The 19157-nt window shown below is 71.3% G+C and carries 19 protein-coding genes and 1 riboswitch; of the genes, 12 read left to right on the top strand and 7 right to left on the bottom strand.

Annotation, left to right across the window (positions count from 1 at the left end):
• Positions 1-3: 3 nt before the first annotated feature.
• Positions 4-1602, top strand: coding sequence for an alpha/beta fold hydrolase (locus LTT61_RS17685; protein WP_233015158.1), 1599 nt, complete (start codon positions 4-6; stop codon positions 1600-1602).
• A 62-nt stretch (positions 1603-1664) separates the two neighbouring features.
• A complete protein-coding gene (locus LTT61_RS17680; protein ID WP_233015157.1) occupies positions 1665-2834 on the top strand; it encodes a glycerate kinase in 1170 nt (389 codons plus the stop codon).
• 42 nt (positions 2835-2876) lie between these two features.
• Here the strand turns inward: LTT61_RS17680 and LTT61_RS17675 are convergent, their stop codons facing one another.
• The 3 genes from LTT61_RS17675 to LTT61_RS17665 are packed head-to-tail and all read right to left on the bottom strand — an operon-like array spanning position 2877 to position 4865.
• A complete protein-coding gene (locus tag LTT61_RS17675; RefSeq protein ID WP_233015155.1) occupies positions 2877-3113 on the bottom strand; it encodes a helix-turn-helix transcriptional regulator in 237 nt (78 codons plus the stop codon).
• The gene (locus tag LTT61_RS17670; RefSeq protein ID WP_233015153.1) at positions 3103-3957 is read right to left on the bottom strand and encodes an ABC transporter permease; all 855 of its coding nucleotides are present in this window, start codon (positions 3955-3957) and stop codon (positions 3103-3105) included. The genes LTT61_RS17675 and LTT61_RS17670 overlap by 11 nt, the downstream gene beginning before the upstream one ends.
• Positions 3954-4865 (bottom strand): ABC transporter ATP-binding protein, encoded by a 912-nt coding sequence (locus LTT61_RS17665; protein ID WP_233015151.1) that lies wholly within the window; start codon positions 4863-4865, stop codon positions 3954-3956. The genes LTT61_RS17670 and LTT61_RS17665 overlap by 4 nt, the downstream gene beginning before the upstream one ends.
• Positions 4866-5006: 141 nt before the next feature.
• On the opposite strand from LTT61_RS17665, the gene LTT61_RS17660 reads away from it, so the two are divergent.
• A complete protein-coding gene (locus LTT61_RS17660) occupies positions 5007-5810 on the top strand; it encodes an ArsR/SmtB family transcription factor (RefSeq protein ID WP_233015149.1) in 804 nt (267 codons plus the stop codon).
• Positions 5811-5813: 3 nt separating this feature from the next.
• On the opposite strand, the gene LTT61_RS17655 is transcribed toward LTT61_RS17660, so the two are convergent.
• From LTT61_RS17655 to LTT61_RS17645, 3 genes are all read right to left on the bottom strand, one after another.
• Positions 5814-6128 carry a DMT family transporter gene (locus LTT61_RS17655; RefSeq protein ID WP_233015147.1) on the bottom strand — a complete coding sequence of 105 codons (315 nt, stop codon included), beginning with the start codon at positions 6126-6128 and terminating at the stop codon, positions 5814-5816.
• A 10-nt stretch (positions 6129-6138) separates the two neighbouring features.
• Positions 6139-6205, bottom strand: a riboswitch (guanidine-III (ykkC-III) riboswitch).
• Between the two features lie 47 nt (positions 6206-6252).
• Complete coding sequence (locus tag LTT61_RS17650; RefSeq protein ID WP_233015145.1) at positions 6253-6522, bottom strand: DUF6191 domain-containing protein; 270 nt, start codon at positions 6520-6522, stop codon at positions 6253-6255.
• 28 nt (positions 6523-6550) lie between these two features.
• Complete coding sequence (locus LTT61_RS17645) at positions 6551-6769, bottom strand: hypothetical protein (RefSeq protein WP_233015143.1); 219 nt, start codon at positions 6767-6769, stop codon at positions 6551-6553.
• Positions 6770-6959: 190 nt separating this feature from the next.
• Between LTT61_RS17645 and LTT61_RS17640 the strand changes: the two genes are divergently transcribed.
• Genes LTT61_RS17640 through LTT61_RS17630 form a run of 3 tightly spaced genes read left to right on the top strand, consistent with a single transcriptional unit; the run spans position 6960 to position 10542 of the window.
• Entirely contained in the window at positions 6960-7775 is an 816-nt protein-coding gene (locus LTT61_RS17640; RefSeq protein ID WP_233015141.1) for a hypothetical protein, read from the top strand.
• Positions 7772-9823 carry a putative bifunctional diguanylate cyclase/phosphodiesterase gene (locus LTT61_RS17635; protein WP_233015139.1) on the top strand — a complete coding sequence of 684 codons (2052 nt, stop codon included), beginning with the start codon at positions 7772-7774 and terminating at the stop codon, positions 9821-9823. The genes LTT61_RS17640 and LTT61_RS17635 overlap by 4 nt, the downstream gene beginning before the upstream one ends.
• 50 nt (positions 9824-9873) lie before the next feature.
• Positions 9874-10542: a helix-turn-helix domain-containing protein gene (locus LTT61_RS17630; RefSeq protein ID WP_233015137.1), complete on the top strand. Its 669-nt coding sequence runs from the start codon at positions 9874-9876 to the stop codon at positions 10540-10542.
• 56 nt (positions 10543-10598) lie between these two features.
• Here the strand turns inward: LTT61_RS17630 and LTT61_RS17625 are convergent, their stop codons facing one another.
• Positions 10599-11951 carry an ammonium transporter gene (locus tag LTT61_RS17625; protein WP_233015135.1) on the bottom strand — a complete coding sequence of 451 codons (1353 nt, stop codon included), beginning with the start codon at positions 11949-11951 and terminating at the stop codon, positions 10599-10601.
• Between the two features lie 273 nt (positions 11952-12224).
• On the opposite strand from LTT61_RS17625, the gene LTT61_RS17620 reads away from it, so the two are divergent.
• The 6 genes from LTT61_RS17620 (at position 12225) to LTT61_RS17595 (ending at position 19082) form a co-directional block, all read left to right on the top strand.
• Complete coding sequence (locus tag LTT61_RS17620; RefSeq protein WP_233015133.1) at positions 12225-13412, top strand: NAD(P)/FAD-dependent oxidoreductase; 1188 nt, start codon at positions 12225-12227, stop codon at positions 13410-13412.
• Positions 13413-13438: 26 nt separating this feature from the next.
• The gene (gene glnT, locus LTT61_RS17615) at positions 13439-14773 is read left to right on the top strand and encodes a type III glutamate--ammonia ligase (RefSeq protein WP_233015131.1); all 1335 of its coding nucleotides are present in this window, start codon (positions 13439-13441) and stop codon (positions 14771-14773) included.
• An 11-nt stretch (positions 14774-14784) separates the two neighbouring features.
• Complete coding sequence (locus LTT61_RS17610; protein WP_233015129.1) at positions 14785-15684, top strand: class II glutamine amidotransferase; 900 nt, start codon at positions 14785-14787, stop codon at positions 15682-15684.
• Entirely contained in the window at positions 15669-16376 is a 708-nt protein-coding gene (locus LTT61_RS17605; RefSeq protein ID WP_233015127.1) for a protein glxC, read from the top strand. The genes LTT61_RS17610 and LTT61_RS17605 overlap by 16 nt, the downstream gene beginning before the upstream one ends.
• Before the next feature lie 11 nt (positions 16377-16387).
• Complete coding sequence (locus LTT61_RS17600; protein WP_233015125.1) at positions 16388-17701, top strand: FMN-binding glutamate synthase family protein; 1314 nt, start codon at positions 16388-16390, stop codon at positions 17699-17701.
• 127 nt (positions 17702-17828) lie between these two features.
• Entirely contained in the window at positions 17829-19082 is a 1254-nt protein-coding gene (locus tag LTT61_RS17595; RefSeq protein ID WP_233015123.1) for an allantoate amidohydrolase, read from the top strand.
• Positions 19083-19157: the final 75 nt, after the last annotated feature.

Genomic DNA, 19157 nt, shown 5'->3' with positions numbered 1-19157 from the left:
AAGATGACGAGCGCACAGCGCGCGGCCGGGCTGGCCGCGCTCCTGGTGGCCGGACTGCTCGGTGCGGTCACGGCGACCCCTGCCCTGCTCGCGCCCGCCGCGGCGGCGCCCGCTGTGGCTTTCGGCGACTGCCCGGAGGGAGCGGTACCCGCAGGTCGCGGCGTGCAGTGCGCCGTGATCGATGTACCGATGAACCATGCCGACCCGGACGGCGCGCAGATCGAGCTGACCGTGAGCCGCATTCCGGCCGAGGGCCCGAAGCGCGGGGTGATCGCCGCCAACCCCGGCGGCCCCGGCGCGGACGCCCTCGATTACTGGGCCCGCCGGATCGATGCGTTTCCCGCCGCCTTCGAGCAGTACGACCGGATCGCGGTGCAGCCGCGCGGCATGCGCTGGTCCACCCCCCTGGACTGCGCGGTGAAGCCGACCGGTGCCGAGCCCGCGCCGCCCGGCGTCAAGGACATCGCGCTGCGCCCCCGCGACGACATGCGCGCCACCTGCGAGGCGGCGCTGCCCGGGTACCTGGACACCATCACCACCGAGAGCACCGCCCGCGACCTGGACGCGGTGCGCGCCGCGCTCGGTGTGGAGCGGCTCGACTACCTCGGCACCTCGTACGGCACCTACCTCGGCGCCGTCTACGCGACGCTCTTCCCAGAGCACACCGGCCGGATGGTGCTCGACTCCAACGTGAACCCGGGCTGGGTGTGGACCGAGGAGTTCGCCCAGCAGCAGGTGGCGGGCAAGCAGCGGCTGGACGACCTGTTCGCCTGGATCGCCGAGCACGACGGCGAGTACGGCCTCGGCAACACCCCGCTGCAGGTCTACCGGAACTGGGTGCGGCTCGTCGCCGACCAGGGCGGCGGCTGGTACGCCAACCTGACCCCGCCGCCCGCCGCCGTCTCCGACCTGCCCGGCGCGCTGCCGGAGCCGCTCGCCGAGATCGCCCGCGACGGCTTCAACGGCAGCGTCGAGCAGATCGGCAAGGTGCAGAACCTGACCCGCACGCTGGTCGCTGGCGGCACCTCGGCGCAGGTGCCGCTGCTCGGCGCCACCACCGTCGCCACCTACACCCGCGCGTTCTGGCCGAACTTCGCCCGCGCCATGTCGGACGCCAACGCCGACCCGCGCAATATCGGCAAACTGCTGGCGCTGGAGGGCGCGAGCAGCTCCGACCCGACCGGCCAGGTGGTCTTCACCGCTATCACCTGCAACGAGAACGCCGTCGAGCCGCGGCCGGAGCTGATCGCCGTCGCCGCGGGCACCATAGCCTCCGGCGGCAGCGCCATGGAGGCTCGCGCCAACCTGGTCCGCGCCGGGATGAACTGCGGGTCGTGGCGGCCGGTGGCGAAGCCGGTCGCGGTGGACGGCGCCGCGCTGCGCACCCCGCCGCTGCTGCTGCAGAGCCGCTACGACGCGCTCACCGCCTACGAGGGCGGCCCGGCGCTGGCCCGCGCGGTGCACGGGAAGCTGATCGTCGTCGACGGCGGCGACCACGGCACCTTCGGTCGCGGCAACGGCGCGGTGGACGGCGCGGTGGTGCGCTACCTGGAGACCGGCGAGGTCGGCATCGACCGCGCCGAGCAGGCCCCGCTGCCGTAGCGCTGCACGTGCATCCGGATGCCCGAGGTGCGCGCATCGGCGCCGGGTTCCACAATGGGTCGATGACACGGGAGCCGAGTCAACGGGTGGTCCTCGCCCCGGACAAGTTCAAGGGTTCGGCGAGTGCGCCCGAGGTCGCCGACGCGCTGGCGACCGGGGTGGTGCGGGCGGTGCCCGCCGCCCGGATCCACCGGGTGCCGGTGGCCGACGGCGGCGACGGGACCGTCGACGCCTTCGTCACGGCGGGCTGGCGGCGGGTCGAGCTGATCGCGCCGGGGCCGACCGGGGCCGCCACGCCCACCTCCTACGCCGTGCGCGGCGACACCGCGGTGGTGGAGCTGGCGGCGGTGGTCGGGGCGGCCAAGCTGCCCGCCGGGCGGTTCGATCCGCTCGGCAGCGGCACCGACGGGCTCGGCACGGTGCTGGCGCACGCGCTGGAAGCCGGCGCGCGGCGCTTGGTGCTCGGGCTCGGCGGCAGCGCCTCCTCGGACGGCGGCGCCGGGCTGCTGCGCGGGCTCGGCGCCCGCATCCTGGACGCCAGGGGCGCGGAGGTGCCGCCCGGCGGCGCGCCGCTCGCCGACGCGGCTCGGCTGGATGCGGGCGGGTTGCACCCGCTGCTGCGCCGGGCTCGGCTGACGCTCGCCTGCGATGTGGACAATCCGCTGCTCGGGCCCACGGGAGCGGTCGCGGTGTACGGGCCGCAGAAGGGGGCCGGGCCGGGGGAGCTGGCGATTCTGGAGGCGGCGCTGGGGAATTGGGCCCGGGTGGTCGGGGAGGCATTCCCGGTGGAGCGGTACGGCGATGCCACCTCGCGGCCGGGGGCGGGCGCTGCCGGTGGGACGGGGTTCGGGGTGCTCGGCGCGCTGGCGGTGCTGATGCCGGTGACGGTGCGCAGCGGGATCGACGTGGTGCTGGAGCTGCTCGGCTTCGCCGACCTGGTCAACGGGGCCGCGCTCGTCGTCACCGGGGAGGGGTCGTTCGACGAGCAGAGCCTGCGCGGGAAGGCGCCGCTCGGCGTGCTCGCCGCCGCGACCGCGGCCGGGGTGCCGTGTGTCGTCACCCCGGGGCGCTCGCTGCTCACCCCCGAGCAGGTGCGCGAGGCGGGGTTCGCGGGGTGTCACCCGCTCACGGAGCTGGAATCGGACCCGGCCCGCTGCATGGCCCAGGCCCGGCCCCTGCTGGTCCGCGTGGGAGAGCGGATCGCGGAGCAATACCTACGCGCTCGGGTCTGAGTTGCCGCTCGTCGGACGCCGGCGAACGAATCGTGAACCGGCTCAGCCGGTCTCGCTGCCGATGCGCGGGAAGGGGGCCGTGGCGAACACCACCTCCACGGCCACCTCGAAGTACGCCGCGATCCGCAGCGCCAGGTGCAGGCTCGGGCTGTACTCGCCGCGCTCCAGGTACCCGACGGTCTGGTAGTGCACGCCGAGCGCCTCGGCCAGCTGCCGCCGGGAGACCCCGCGCTCGGCGCGCAGCATCGCGATCCGGTTGTAGATGACCTCAGTAGGCACGCTGCAGCGCCTTCTCGCGCCGGGCCGCGACGCTCGACCCGGACTCCCGGCGCGCCATCCGGCGCAGGAAGGGCGGCGCGAGTACCAGCCCGACCACCGCCCAGAAGCCGAGCACCGCAACAGTTTCCAGGTGCCGCCAGGACTCGCCGAGCTCCACCGCGGCGGCCGAGTCCGGGAGCATGGCGGCGCGGGTGCCGAGCCCCATCCAGTAGATCGGGAACGCGTGCGCGACCGCCTGTAGCCAGCCGGGCAGGGCGGTGATCGGGTAGAAGATGCCGGAGATCGCCACCAGCCCCATGATCGGCAGCGAGAGGTAGCCGAGGTTGCGCGGGCTGGTGAAGAGCGACCCGAGCGCCGCGCCGAGCGGCAGCGTGGCCAGCAGCCCGAGCGCTGTGATCGCGGCGAGCGCGAGCCAGCGGTCCGGGGTGCCGAAGTCGAGGCCGTCGCCGATGAGCGCGAGCCCGCCGATCAGCACCGGGAGTGCGGGGAGTACCGCGAGCGCGGCGGCGGCGACGATCTTGCCGGTGAGGTAGCCGGCCATGCCGTTCGGCGTCGCCTTGGCGCGCAGCAGCGTGCCGTCCTCGCGGTCGGTGGCGATCGCCGCGGCGATCCCGAAGAGCGAGTTGAAGACGATGAGCACGCCGATCAGGCTCGGCAGGGCGAGCGTGCCGAGCCCGATTCCGCTGGATTGGAAGGTGGCATCGCGCATGAAGAACAGTGTGATCAGCGCGGAGAGCGGATAGATCGCCAGCCCGAACAGATCCTGCCCGCTGGTCAGCACCTGCCTGATCTCGATCACGCCGCGGCGCAGCCCGGTGCGGACCGCGACAAGGACCGGGTTCATCGGGATACCTCCGTGAGCGAGCGCACGTCGGCCGCGCCGGATTCGGAGCGCCGCACCAGCGTCATGTACGTGTCCTCCAGCGAGGCGCGGCGCACCTCGAGTTCCCTGATCTCGCCGCCGTGCTGGCGGAAGAGGTCGTGCACGAACTCGGTGGACTCCACCGCGGTGTGCACGAAGCGCTCGCCGCCGCGGGTCCAGCGGATCTCCGCGGCTCCGGCGACGCTGCGGGAGAGCGCGTCCGCCGAGCCGTCGGCGATGATCGGGCCGCCCGCCAGGATCAGGATGCGGTCGGCGAGCTTCTCCGCCTCGTCCAGGTCGTGCGTGGTGAGCAGGACGGTGGTGCGGAGTTCGTCGGTGAGCCGGTGCACCAGGTCGTGGAATTCGCGCCTGGCCTCCGGGTCGAACCCCGCGGTCGGCTCGTCCAGGAAGAGCAGCTCCGGCCTGCCGACGATGCCGATCGCGACGTCGAGCCTGCGGCGCTGCCCGCCGGAGAGCGTCAGCACCTTGCGGTTCGCGTGCTCGGAGAGCCCGACTACCTCGAGCAGTTCGTCCGGGTGCCAGGGCCGCTCCCGCTCCGGCGTGGAGTACGGGGCGTAATAGCGGCCGAGGTTCTCCAGCAGTTCACGCACCCGCCACTTGCTGTGATCGCGCCAGGACTGCAGCACCACCCCGACCCGCGCGCGCCACGCCTCGGTGCCCTGCTCCGGATCCAGCCCGAGCACCGAAACCCGCCCCGCCGAGCGCTGCCGGAACCCCTCCAGGATCTCGATGGTCGTGGTCTTGCCCGCGCCGTTCGGGCCGAGCAGCACCAGCACCTCGCCCTCGCGCACCTGGAACGCGACGTCCCGCAGGACGTCGCGGTCGCCGTAGCGCATGCGCAGTTCTTCGACGTCGATTACGACGCTCATGGACACCTCCCCGTAGCCTTTCAGCTTCATAATGTAGCAGTGGTGCTACATCTAGACAGAGTTTTGCTGCCATTGACAGGCAGCTGATCAGCTGCCTATTGTCGAACATGCAGCCGCGAGGTTGCCTTTTGGAAGGACGGTATGGAGCAGGACGACGCGGTCTTCCGCGCACTCGCCGACCCCACCCGCCGCCGGTTGCTCGACTCGCTGCGCGCCGCCGACGGGCTGACCCTGCGCGAACTCTGCGCGGGGCTGGACATGGCGCGGCAGTCGGTGAGCAAGCACCTCGCGGTGCTGGAGGCGGCGAACCTCGTCGCCACCAGGCGCCGCGGCCGGGAGAAGCTGCACCACCTCAACGCCGCCCCGCTCGACGCCATCACCGAACGCTGGATCGACCGCTACCACCGCGGGCGCGTACACGTGCTCGCCGACCTCAAAGCTGCCCTGGAGGCACCGATGACCACCACCGACACCGCTTTCGTCTACACCACCTACATCCGCACCACCCCCGAGCGGCTCTGGCAGGCGCTGACCGACCCCGCCTTCACCAGCAAGTACTGGGGCGCCACCTTCGACACCGACTGGCAGCCCGGCTCCACCATGCGCTGGTCGCTCGGCGGCTGGTCACACGCGGACGAGGGGCAGGTGGTGGTGAAAGCCGAGCCGTTCACGGTGCTCTCGTACACCTGGCACACCATCGACGCCGAGTTCGCCGCCGAGGTCGAGCTGCCCGCCGACGACCTCCCGCGCTGGGCCGCCGACCCGCGCTCCACCGTCACCTTCGAGCTGGAGCAGCAGGGCGAGGTGGTGAAGCTGACCGTGGTGCACGACGGCTTCGCGCCGGGCAGCCCCGTGCTCGACGGCGTCCAGGGCGGCTGGCCGAGCATCCTCTCCGGCCTCAAGTCGCTGCTGGAGACCGGCGAGGAGCTGCACATCCCGCAGTGAGGCTCAGTGCGTGAGCTTCAGCCCGACCACCCCGCCCACGATCATCACCAGGAACAGCGCCTTCGCGACCGACGCGGATTCGGCGCCGGTGAGCATGGCGTAGGCGACGGTGAGCACCGCGCCGATCCCCACCCACACCGCGTACGCGGTGCCGACCGGCAGCTCACGCATGGCGAGCGCGAGCCCGGCCATGCTCGCGAGCAGCGCCACGGCGAAGATCAGCGACGGGGTGAGCCGGGTGAAGCCGTCGGAGCGGCCGAGCGCGGTCGCCCACACGGCCTCCATGACCCCGGAGATCACCAAGAGCAGCCACGACATGTCGACCCTCCTCGGGCCGTCTTGTCGCACTCCGGGTACGGCACCCCTCGTCCGGTAAGCCCTGGTCGGGCTCACCTCCACCGTGTCACACCGGGTGCTGGGCGGCAATCGATGGCGACCGGGGTCACCGCTCCCGGATCCGCGCGGTCCCGCGCTCCAGATCGACCGGGTCGCCGTCGGTCTCCTCGTCCCGGAGCATCGAGATATCGGCTCGGTGGTCCAGCTCCATGCGCTTGGTGGGGTAGAGCAGGGCGGTGAGTTCGTCGGTGAGGACGGTCGAGATCATCCGCCCGCTCGCCAGATCCGTGCGTCGGCGGCGTTTCAGCTCGTAGCCGCCGACCAGCAGGAGCAACAGGACGCTGCCGGGGATGGCGAGGCCGAGTGCGGTGGCCATGGCACTCACGGTACGCGCCGCGAGGCAGTCATTCCGAGGTGTGCGGGTTCGCACTCTCGCGATGGTGACTGCCGTGCTCTCGCCAGGCGCGGTAGCAGAGGGCGGTGGTACCACCGGCCGCGGCGAGAACGGCCGAGGTCGCGTCGATTGCCACGAGCACGACCACCGTGCCGAGGATGAGCAGCAGGGCGACAAGATCGAGGTACGTGGTGGTTCGGGAGTGGGCGGGCAGCCTCTTGATCCGCACAGCGGAGTCCTTTCGGTCGATGTCTCATCGGATCTCATAGGACGCCACCGCCGCCTTCCCCCGCGGCGAGCGGTGGAGCAGGGATATCTCGGTATCGCGGGGGGAGATGCGCCGAAACTCCTATAACTGCCTTCGACCGGCGCGACCGCGTTCGGTGCAAGCAGTCACCGCGTGGGGTGCGAGGAGAAGCATGGCGAGATCCGATTCAGCGGCCGGACCCCCGGACGCGCCCGACCAGGGGTTCGTATCTCCCTGTGTCACCTGTGGGAAGTGCTCCGAGGCCGGGCCCGTTGATGTAGCCGAGGCGGAGCCGGACCAAGCGACGGCCGAGCGGGAGCTGTTCGAAGTTCTCCGTGCGGAGCAGGCCAGAGGCCCGGCATGGGAACACGTGGTCGTGGCGCTCTCCGAGTACGCGGTGCAAGTTCTCGATCCTTGGATCTGGACCGGGGAAATCTATCGGCAACTGGCGGAGAAGCAGATTCGGCTGAAGGCCGGTGTATCGGAGCGCGAAGCGCTGGCCGCAGAGCGCGATTACCGGCACGAGGTCATCGAACGCACGGTGGCGGCCGCCCTGCGGAAGTTCCGGGATCAGGTCCAGGCCGGGCAGGGTTGGGATCCGTGTCAGGGTGCGCAATTGCGCACCTACTTCATCCGGACCTGCCTGCTGCAATTTCCGGCGGCCTTCGGTGAGGGGTTGCGGTGGAGACGCATTCACCAGCCGATTCCGCCGGAGTACGACACCATCGCCGAATTGCTGGACGCGCGTCGGTCCTCCGTCGCGACCGAGGACCCTTCCGTGATGGTGACGTCCAGGATCTTGCTGGAGAAGTACCTGGCCATGCTGACCGAGACCGACAAGATGATCCTGCTCGCCGTGGCGAACGGATATACCCAGCGCGAAGTAGCGCATCTCTTTCCGAACCAGGCGTTCACGCCCAAAGCGATCGAACGCCGGCTGTACCGCATCCGCGAACACGCTCGCCTGCACCTGAGGAGCCAGGAATGACTTCCTACGACCGCACCTCTGCCGAATCGGCCGGACGGGTGCAGATGCTCATCGAGCGCTCCTCGCTCGGCGAGGAGGGGCCCGCCCTGCTGCGCCGCCGAGCCGCGCGCAGCCAGATCGTTCGCATTCGGGCGCTGCTCGACCAGCCGCCACCGGGCCCCGGCGGCACCAACCCCCGACACCGAGCCCGGCGAGCCGGCGGTCCCGCCCTGCCTGTTGAGATACCCCCCGAGAGCCCGGTTCCCGGGGTGGAACTGCGTGCGTTCACCGCACGGGCCGCGACGGAGCTGGCCAGCGTGGAGCGCGACACGGTTCGATCCGTGATCGAGCGCGTGCTTACCGAACTCGTGCAGCACTTGGACATCGACTTCGCCTACGTCCGGCGCATCGATCGGCAGCGACAGGCCACCGTGCTGATCGCCGAATGGCCCCCACGGTCGGTACCCGACCCGGATCCGCTCGACGTCGTGTATTTCGACCAAGCGCACTCGCCCTTCCGTGCGGTCCAAGAGGCGGTGGAGCCCACGATTCGGCACGTCGACTCCTACTCCGATCAGCAGGTCACCTCCGCCGTCGTCCCCCTGCTGATCCGGGGTGCATCGCTCGGTGTCCTCGGATTGGTCAAGCACGGGCAGTGGATGTGGGACGGGGGCGAAATCGATGCGCTGGTGGTGATCGCGTCCCTGCTGGCCCAGCAGCAGGCGCGCCTGGAGGCCGAATCGCAGGTGCAGTACGCTGCGGTGCACGACGATCTCACCGGGCTGCTCAACCAGCATGCTCTCATGGGCTATCTCCAGCAGCGCCTGCGGCCGGGGTGGCCGGAGCCGGTGGCCACGTTATTCATCAGTGTGGATCGGTTGACGATCGTGAACAACCACCTCGGCCGGGCGGCGGGCGACGAGGTGCTGCGAACCATCGCCGCCCGGCTCAAGCAGTACTGCGAGCGCACCGATGTCGTCGCGCGGTTCGGGCACGGGGAATTCGTCGTCGTTCCGGCCAAGGCGATGGATACCGTGTCCGCCGAGTTCACCGCGGCCCGGATTCGGCAGGTGCTGGCAGCGGGTATTCCGATCGATGGCCGCTCCGTCAGTTGCGGAGTGAGCGTCGGTGTCGCCGTAGCGACCAGGGGAGAGGTGCCCGCGGTCGTGCTGCGGCGCGCCGATCAAGCACTCCGGGCCGCCAAAACCCAGGACGGCAGTGGTGTCGCGGTGTTCACCGATGCGCTGTTCTCGCAGTACGACCTGCACGACGACGTCACCCTGCTACTCCACAGCGCCGTCTCCGACGATTCGCTGCTCCTGCACTACCAACCCGAGGTCGACCTGCGCACAGGCCGGGTGCTCGCGGTGGAGGCCCTGGTGCGCTGGCAGCATCCCACCCGCGGTCTGCTGCCTCCGGACACCTTCATCGGAGTCGCCGAGGCGACGAATCTAGCGGGGGAACTCGGTGACTGGGTGATCCGCGCCGCGTGTGCCCAACTCGCCGACTGGCGACACCGGGGTGTGGCCTCCGAGGTGACGCTGCGTATCAATGTCTCCCCGATGCAACTGGGGCACCCCGATTTCGTCGATAGCGTGGAGAGCGCCCTCATGCGGCACGCCATCGACGGCCGGTTCGTCTGCCTGGAAATCACCGAGAACGCGGCGTTGCAGGACCTGCCGCGGACTCGGATGGTGCTGCAGGCGCTCAAGCGGCTGCACCTACAGATCGCGATCGATGATTTCGGCACGGGCTACAACACGCTGCCGCACCTGAAGGCGCTGCCGCTGGACGCGGTGAAGATCGATCGCAGTTTCGTCAAGGTAGTCAACGACAGCGCGAGTGATCGGGCGATCATCGAGGCCATCGTCGGTCTCGCCGGGAAGTTCGGCCTCGACGTGGTCGGCGAGGGTGTCGAGACGGCCGCTGCTGCCCGGACGCTGGTGGCGCTCGGATGTAACCGTGCCCAGGGCTTCCTCATCACGCCTCCGCTGCCTGCGGCGGAGGTCGAGCAGCACCTGGCGGCCGGGAGTATCGCGATCCCCGGCGAATCCCGCGCCCCGCGCTGACGACTCCGGCTGCAGGGCGTATCGGACAGTGGCCGCACTAGGCTGCTCGTATGCGTGAACCGGCTCGGCGACAGGAGCATCGTGATACCGGTGATCCGGCTCCGGTCGACCGTGAGATACAGCGGGCGGCGCCGTCGGCGGCGGGGCTGGAGCAGGTGATCGGGCGGCAGGTGCGCAGCCTGCGGCTGGCAGGCAGCATGTCGGTGGTGGAGCTGGCCGCCAAAGCAGGCATCTCCAAGGCCATGCTGTCGAAGATCGAGAACGCGCAGACCTCGTGCAGCCTCGGTACGCTCGCCGGACTGGCCAAGGGGCTGGATGTGCCGGTGACGTCGCTGTTCCGCGGTGCCGACGCCGCTCGTGAGGCGGTGTACACCCGCGCGGGCAGCGGGGCGGTGATCGTGGGCCGGGGGACCAGGGTCGGGCACCACTACGAGCTGCTCGGCGCGCTGCGTGGCCAGCACAAGCGGCTGGAGCCGGTGCTGGTCACGCTGACCGAGGCCAGCGAGACCTTCCCCCTGTTCCAGCACGCGGGCACCGAGTTGCTCTACATGCTGGAGGGCGTGATGGTCTACGGCCACGGTGACTCCGAGTACACCCTGCGCCCCGGTGATGCGCTGCTGCTGGACGGCGAGGGCCCGCACGGCCCGAACGAACTCGTCCGGCTGCCCATCCGCTTCCTCGCGATCACGGCGTACCCCGACAACCACGTGGAACGGTAGAAACACCGAGCCGCACCGGGTCGGCACCCGATGCGGCTCAATGTTTTACGTGAAACCTAGGTGGTGGCCGGAGCCGCCGCCTTCTCGGTCATCACCTCGGCGGCGACGACAGCCGCCCCCGGCTCCACCTTCCCCTCGGCCAGCTCGATGCTCTCCAGGAAGTACGCGCTCTCCCGGTGCACGACCACGTCCACGCCCTCGGTCTCGGCGTCGGCGGGGACGCGCAGCCCCATGGTGAGGTCCATGACCTTGGCGATGATCCAGGTGACGGTGAAGGAGTAGGCGAGGACGGCGAGGACGGCGACCGTCTGCTTGCCGAGCGTCCCGAACCCGCCGCCGTAGAAGAGGCCGGTGGCGCCGGAGGGCGCGGCCGGGTCGGCGAGCAGGCCGATCAGGATGGTGCCGATGACGCCGCCGACCAGGTGGATGCCGACCACGTCGAGCGAATCGTCCAGCCCGAAGCGGAACTTCATGGTGATCGCCAGGCAGCAGACGGCGCCGCAGACCGCGCCGACCGCCAGCGCGCCCATCGGGGAGACCGCGCCGCAGGCGGGGGTGATGCCGACCAGCGCGGCGATCAGCCCGGAGCTGGCGCCGAGCGAGGTGGCGTGGCCGTGCCGCAACTTCTCCACCACGAGCCAGGCGCAGATGCCCGCACAGGCGGCGGCCATGGTGTTCAGCGCGACGACGGCGGCGCTGTTGCCCGCGGCCAGCGCGGAGCCGGCGTTGAAGCCGAACCAGCCGAAGAACAGGATGCCTGCGCCGAGCATGGTGAGCGGCAGGCTGTGCGGCCGCGGGGCGTGCGGGAAGATGGCCCGCTTGCCGATGACCAGGATCAGCGCGAGCGCGGCGATACCGGCGTTGACGTGCACCGCGGTGCCGCCCGCGAAGTCGACGGCCTTCAGCGAGTTGGCGATCCAGCCGCCCTTGACCTCGCCGTCGGCGGAGTCGAAGGCGAAGACCCAGTGCGCCACCGGGAAGTACACCAGCGTGGCCCAGAGCCCGGCGAAGAGCATCCAGGAGCCGAACTTCATCCGGTCGGCGACGGCGCCCGCGATCAGCGCCACCGTGATGGCGGCGAAGAGCAGCTGGAACGCCGAGAAGAGCGCCGGTGGCAATCCCGGCTCGATCGGCGCCTCCAGGAGTTTGGACGACCCGAAGTACTCCAGCGGGTCGCCGATCAGGCGCAGGCCGCCCACCGAGTCGCCGAAGGCGACGGAGTAGCCGAACATGATCCACAGCACGCCGACGACGGCCAGCGCACCGAAGACCATCATCGCCATGTTCAGCGTGCTGCGGACGCTCACCATGCCGCCGTAGAACAGCGCCAGGCCCGCGACCATCAGGGCCACCGCCGTGAATGCGGCGAGAATCCAGGCGGTATTGGCCGCCGCCAGGGCTTCTGTCATTGAACTCACCTACGTCCGTCGTGCCGGATGTTTGCGGCCGCAGCTCAGTGCGGTTGAACAGCAGTAAACGCCGTCGAATGTTGCGAATAAACGACCCGTGGTGAACCGGGAGTTAATCCCCGCCCGATTCGGGCGGTTCCGGGTGGTTACTCGTGCGCGCGAGCACGCGCGTGGCGCAACGCGCTCGTAACAGCGAGGCGACCGTGCCGTCACGATCAAATAGTTTCATGTGATTACACAACGATTCACGACATGAGATTCGAGGACGGGTTCATGGGTACTACCGCCGAGTACCTGATCGTCGGGGGCGGGCTGGAGGGGCTGGCGATCGCCTGGTCGCTCGCCGACCACGGCGCCACCGACGTGCTGGTACTGGAGCGGGCGACGCTCTGCTCCGGCATGACCGCCAAGTCCAGCGGCGTGGTTCGCTGCCACTACGGGGTGCCGTCGCTCGCCGCGATGTCCTGGTACGGGGTCGAGGTGTTCGGCAACGCCGAGGCGATCCTCGACGACGACCTCGGCTATCGCCGCTGCGGCTACGTGGTCGGGGTCGGCCCGGACAACGTCGATCCGTTGAAGGCCAATGTGGCCGTGCAGCAGCGGCTCGGCATCGACGTCGATTTCATCGGCCACGACGAGATGGCCGAGCTCTGGCCGGGGCTGCGGCTGGACGACTTCGCCGCCTTCGCCTACGAGCCGCTCGGCGGCCGCGGCGAGGCGTACCTGACCGGCATGGCCTACGCCGCCGCGGCCCGGCGGCTCGGCGTCCGGATCCGGCAGGGCGCCGAGGTCGCCGAGCTGCTGCGCGACGGCGACACCGTCACCGGGGTGCGCACCACCGCGGGCGAGACCATCGCGGCGGGCACCGTGATCCTGGCCGCCGGACCCTGGGTGCCCGCGCTGGCCGCGCCGCTCGGCCTCGACGTCCCGGTCCGCGCGCAGCGTGCCCAGCTGGTCCTGGTCGACCAGGGCGAGCCGACCCCCGAGGTGCCGGTCCTCTCCGACCTCGCGAGCCTGCAGTACCTGTGCCGCGAGCCGAACGGCGAACTCCTCGCGGGCAACAGCGACCACGCGGAGGTCGAGTACCTCGACCCGGACGACTACCCGAACCGCGCCGACGACAGCACCGTCGAGCGGGCGATCGGCAAGCTGGAGCACCGGCTCCCCGCCATGCCCGACCCGCGGGTCACCGGCAGCTACGCGGGCGCCTACGACGTGACCCCGGACTACAACCCGATCATCGGCCCCGCGCCGCTGCCCGGCCTCTTCCTCGCCACCGGCTTCTCCGGGCACGGCTTCAAGATCTCGCCCGCCGTCGGGCGGCTCGCCGCCGAGCTGCTGCTCGACGGCGCGACCACGCTGCCGAACGTCGACCCCGCCGACTTCCGCTTCAGCCGCTTCGCCGAGGGCGCGCCGCTCACCAGCCCGCACCCGTACCTCGGCGCGGGCGAGATGCGTTGATTCCCCCACCTCCCAGGAGCACCCGCATGTCAGACACCGCCACCGTCTCCACCCTGCCGACCAGCACACCCTCGCTGCGCGAGCTGGCCGCCGAGTCCGGCACCACCTTCGTGCTCGCGCTCTTCACCACGCTCTCCGGAAAGCCATGCGCCAAGCTCGTTCCGGTGCAGGCGATCGACCAGCTCGAGCGCGACGGCGTCGGCTTCGCCGGGTACGCAGCGGGCATGATGGGCCAGGAGCCGCGCGACCCCGACCTGGTCGCGGTGCCGGACCCGGCCTCGTTCACCCCGATCCCGTTCGTCCGCCCCGGGCTGGCGCTGGTGCACTGCACCCCGCACGTCGAGGGCGAGCCGTGGCCGTTCGCGCCGCGGGTGATCCTGCAGCGCACGCTGGCCCGCGCCGCAGCCATGGGGTACGCGGTGAACGTCGGCGCGGAGATCGAGTACTTCCTGGTCGACCGGGCGAGCGGCACGCTGACCACGGCGGACGCCGCCGACGTCAGCGCGCAGCCCTGCTACGACGCCCGTGACGTCACCCGGATGTACGACCACCTCACCGAGATCTCGACGGCGATGAACGCGCTCGGCTGGGGCAACTACGCCAGCGACCACGAGGACGGCAACGGCCAGTTCGAGCAGAACTTCGACTACGCCGACGCCATGACCACCGCCGATCGGGTGATCACCGCCCGCTACCTGCTCTCGGTGATCGCCGAGAAGCGCGGCATGACGGCCACCTTCATGCCCAAGCCGTTCACCGACCGGACCGGCTCCGGGATGCACCTGCACCTGTCGCTGTGGCGCGGCGAGACGGCGCTCTTCCCCGGCGCCGACCCGCAGGGGCTCGGGCTCTCGCCGCTGGCCTACTCGTTCGTCGCGGGCATCCTCGACCACGCCTGCGCGCTGCAGGGCGTCATCGCCCCGACGGTGAACTCCTACAAGCGAACCGGCGCCACCTCGACCACCAGCGGCGCCACCTGGTCACCCCGGCGCGCCACCTACGGCGGCAACGACCGCACGCACTTCCTCCGGGTGCCGGACGGCAACCGCGTCGAGCTGCGCGGCGCGGACGGCTCGGCCAACCCGTACCTGGCCGCCGCGGCCACCATCGCCGCCGGGCTGGACGGGGTCGAGCGCGCGGCGCACCCCGGCCCGCTCGGCGCAGGCGCCGCCGCCGACCTGCCGATGACGCTGGTGCACGCCATGGACGCGCTGGAGGCCGACCCGGTGCTCACCGCCGCGCTCGACGTGGCCGGGCCCGGCGTCGCCGCCTACTTCGCGCAGGCCAAGCGCGCGGAGTTCTTCGCCTGGCACAACACGGTCTCGGACTGGGAGATCGACCACTACCTCACCGCCTTCTGAGAGCGAGCGCCATGTGCGGAATCGTCGGGCTTCACCTGCGTGATGCCACCCTGTACCCCCGGCTGGGCGAGCTGCTCACCGGCATGCTGGACCAGATGTGCGACCGCGGGCCGGACTCGGCCGGGATGGCGGTCTACGGCGACCCGGTCTGGTCGCCGCCCGGGCACACCACCGTCTCGGTGCTGGACAGCCCGCTGCCCGCGGCCGAACTCGCGGCGCTGCTGAGCACGGCGACGGGCGCACCGATCGCGGCGCACGACCTGGACCCCACCGTCGTGCTGCACGGCCCGGTGGCGCACGAGCCGCTGGTCGCGGCGGTGCGCGCGGCCGTCCCCGCGGCCAGGGTGATCGGCTTCGGCTCGGAGCTGACCGTGCTCAAGGGCGTCGGCAACCCGACCGAGCTGGCGCACCGCTTCGGGCTGCCCACCGCGCAGGGCTGGCAGGGGGTGGCGCACACCAGGATGGCGACCGAGTCGGCGGTCACCGCGGAGGGGTCGCACCCGTTCTCGGTGGGGCCGGGGCAGTGCCTGGTGCACAACGGGTCGTTCAGCAACCACATGAGCATCAGGCACGAGCTCCGGCGCGCGGGCGTCGAGTTCGACAGCGAGAACGACACCGAGGTGGGGGCGCGGTTCGTCGCGCAGCAGCTGGCGGCCGGTGCCGACCTGGAGAAGGCGCTGCTGCTGCTCAACGAGGTCTTCGACGGCTTCTACACGCTGCTGGTGTCGACCGCCGACTCCTTCGCGGTGGTGCGCGACGCCATCTCCTGCAAGCCGGCGATCGTCGCGGAGACCGATCGCTGGGTGGCGATGGCGTCGGAGTACCGCGCCCTCGCCGAGCTGCCCGGCGTCGCCGACGCCCGGATCTTCGAACCCGAACCGGAAGAGGTGTACCTATGGCGCCGACCGTGATCACAGAACTGGCCCCTGCCGGCACCATCGACGCGACGGCCGAGGGGGTACGGGCGGTCAACGCGCTGCTGGCGGGGCCTGAACGGCCGGCGGCTCTGACCATCACCGACCCGCGCGGGGCGCACGCCCTGGCCTGCGGGCTGAACGCCGACGTCGAGGTCACCATCGATGGCCACGTCGGCTACTACTGCGCGGGCATGAACCAGCGCGCGACCGTGACCGTGCGGGGCAGCGCGGGCGTCGGGGTGGCGGAGAACATGATGTCCGGCACCGTGCGGGTCGAGGGCGACGCCTCGCAGTCGGCGGGCGCGACCGCGCACGGCGGGTTGCTGGTGATCGAGGGCAATGCCGGTGCGCGCTGCGGGATCTCGATGAAGGGCGTCGATATCGTCGTCGGGGGCGATATCGGGCACATGAGCGCCTTCATGGGGCAGGCGGGCAGGCTCGTCGTGCTCGGCGACGCCGGTGAGGCGCTGGGCGATTCGCTCTACGAGGCGCGGATCTACGTGCGCGGCCGGGTCGCCTCGCTCGGCGCCGACTGCGTGCGCAAGGAGCTGCGCCCGGAGCACCTGGCCGAGCTGGCCGAGCTGCTCGCCGCCGCCGGTTTCGACGCCGACCCGGCCGAGTTCACCCGCTACGGCTCGGCCCGCGAGCTGTACCACTTCCACGTCGACAACGCGAACGCGTACTGAGGAGGCCACCGATGACCGGAACACTGCCGAGGGAATCCGCCACCTTCGACCGCGGCGTGATCGCCGAGATCCAGCGCGCGGCCGAGACCGGCATCTACGACATCCGCGGCTGGGGCGCCAAGCGCAGGCTGCCGCACTTCGACGACCTGGTTCTGCTCGGCGCCTCCATGTCGCGCTACCCGCTGGAGGGGTACCGGGAGCGCTGCGGCACCGACGTGGTGCTCGGCGATCGCAACGCCGAACACCCGCTGCACCTCGACATCCCGATCACCATCGCGGGAATGAGCTTCGGCGCGCTCTCCGGCCAGGCCAAGGAGGCGCTCGGCCGCGGCGCCAGCGCCATGGGCACCTCGACCACCACCGGCGACGGCGGCATGACCCCCGAGGAGCGAGGACAGTCCAAAACTCTCGTCTACCAGTACCTTCCATCTCGCTACGGGATGAACCCGGACGACCTGCGGCAGGCCGACGCCATCGAGATCGTGCTCGGCCAGGGCGCCAAGCCTGGCGGCGGCGGCATGCTGCTCGGGCAGAAGATCACCGAGCGGGTGGCCGGGATGCGCACGCTGCCGCAGGGCATCGACCAGCGCAGCGCGTGCAGGCACCCGGACTGGACCGGGCCGGACGACCTGGCCATCAAGATCCTGGAGCTGCGCGAGATCACGCAGTGGGCGAAGCCGATCTACATCAAGGTCGGCGCGAGCCGCACCTACTACGACGTCAAGCTCGCGGTGAAGGCAGGGGCGGATGTCGTCGTGGTCGACGGGATGCAGGGCGGCACCGCCGCCACCCAGGAGGTCTTCATCGAGCACGTCGGGATTCCGACGCTGGCGGCGATCCCGCAGGCGGCGCGGGCGCTGCAGGAGCTCGGGGTGCACCGGAAGGTGCAGCTCATCGTCTCCGGCGGGATCCGCACCGGCGCCGACGTGGCCAAGGCGATGGCGCTCGGCGCGGACGCGGTCGCCATCGGCACCGCCGCGCTCATCGCGCTCGGCGACAACAGCCCGCGCTACGCCGCCGAGTACGCCGCGCTCGGCAGCGCGGCAGGCAGCTACGACGACTTCCAGGATGGCCGGGATCCGGCGGGCATCACCACCCAGGACCCCGAACTCGCCGCCCGGCTCGACCCGGTCGAGGGCGGCCGCAGACTCGCCAACTACCTGCGGGTGCTGACCATGGAGGCGCAGACCCTCGCCCGCGCCTGCGGGAAGTCGCACCTGCGCAACCTGGAGCCGGAGGATCTGGTCGCGCTCACCGTCGAGGCGTCGGCGATGGCCCGTGTTCCGCTCGCGGGCACCTCCTGGATTCCCGGAGCGGTGGGGTGAGGCGGGTGCGCTGCGGCGGCGCACCGTGCGCCGGGGCGGCGGGAGCGCCGTCGGCGGCCGTGGGCACCGGTCCGGCGGGAGCGCCGTCGGCGGGAACCGGTCCGGCACAGGCGACCGGGGCAGCGCGGTGAGCGGCCTGTTCACGCAGGCCGCCGCGGGGCGAGTCTTCGATCCCCTGTGGGACGAGATCCTGAGCATCGGCCGGGACCCGGGAACGGGCGGGTATCGGCGGTTCGCCTGGGCGGACGCGGATCTCACGCTGCGCGAGTGGTTCACCGGCTGCGCGGCGGCGCGCGGCATGGACGTCGAGATCGACCGCAACGGCAACCTCTGGGCCTGGTGGCTCCCCCCGGCCTGGACCGGGGAACCGGAGAACGCCTTCGTCACCGGCTCGCACCTGGACTCGGTGCCGGACGGCGGCGCCTTCGACGGCCCGCTCGGCGTCGTCTCCGCCTTCGCCGCGGTGGATCTGGTGCGCGAGCGCGGCATCACCCCGCGGGTGCCGGTCGCGGTCACCTGCTTCGTGGACGAGGAGGGCGCCCGCTTCGGCGTCGCCTGCATCGGCTCCCAGCTCAGCGCCGGTGCGCTCGCCCCGGAGCGCGCCCTGCGGCTGCGCGACGGCGACGGCATCACCCTGGCCGAGGCGCTGGGCGCGGCGGGCCGCGACCCGGCCGCGCTCGGCCCAGACCCACTGCTGGCGAGCAGGATCGGCGTCTTCGTCGAACTGCACGTCGAGCAGGGCCGCGCCCTCGACCTGGTGGACCGCCCGATCGCCCTCGCCTCCTCGATCTGGCCGCACGGCCGCTGGGAGTTCACCTTCACCGGCGAGGCCAACCACGCAGGCGCCACCCGCCTGGTCGACCGCCGCGACCCCATGCTCACCTTCGCCACCGCCGTGCACGCCGCCCGCAGCACCGCCGAGAAGCACCGCGCCGTCGCCACCTTCGGCAAGGTGCTGGTCGCCCCGAACGGCACCAACGCCATCCCCTCCGCGGTCCGCGCCTGGCTGGACGCCCGCGCCGCCGACGAGGCCACGCTGACCGCCCTGGTCGCCGAGATCGAGACGCTGGCGGGCAAGGCCGCCGCCGACGGCGGCATCGGCTTCGCCGCCGAACCCGAATCCCGCTCACCCATCGTGGAATTCCCGCCCGAACCGCGCGCCAGGCTGAGCGCCGCGCTCGCGCACCTCGGCGACGTCCCGGTGATCCCCACCGCCGCGGGCCACGACGCCGGGGTGCTGGCCGAGCGGGTGCCGACCGCCATGCTCTTCGTCCGCAACCCGACCGGCGTGTCTCACTCCCCGCACGAGTTCGCCGCGGCGGCGGACTGCCACCGGGGCGCGGCGGCACTGGCCGAGGTGATGGCGGCCTGGGTGCGCTGAAAAATAGAGAGCACTGCTCTTGACTCGGCGATGCGATCCGTGGAACACTTCTCTCAACAGAGAGCAGTGCTCACA

It is taken from the genome of Nocardia asteroides, from assembly GCF_021183625.1.
Lineage (GTDB): Bacteria > Actinomycetota > Actinomycetes > Mycobacteriales > Mycobacteriaceae > Nocardia > Nocardia asteroides_A.
The sequence above is the reverse complement of the archived record's forward strand: the minus strand, read 5'-3'. Positions and strand labels throughout refer to the sequence as shown.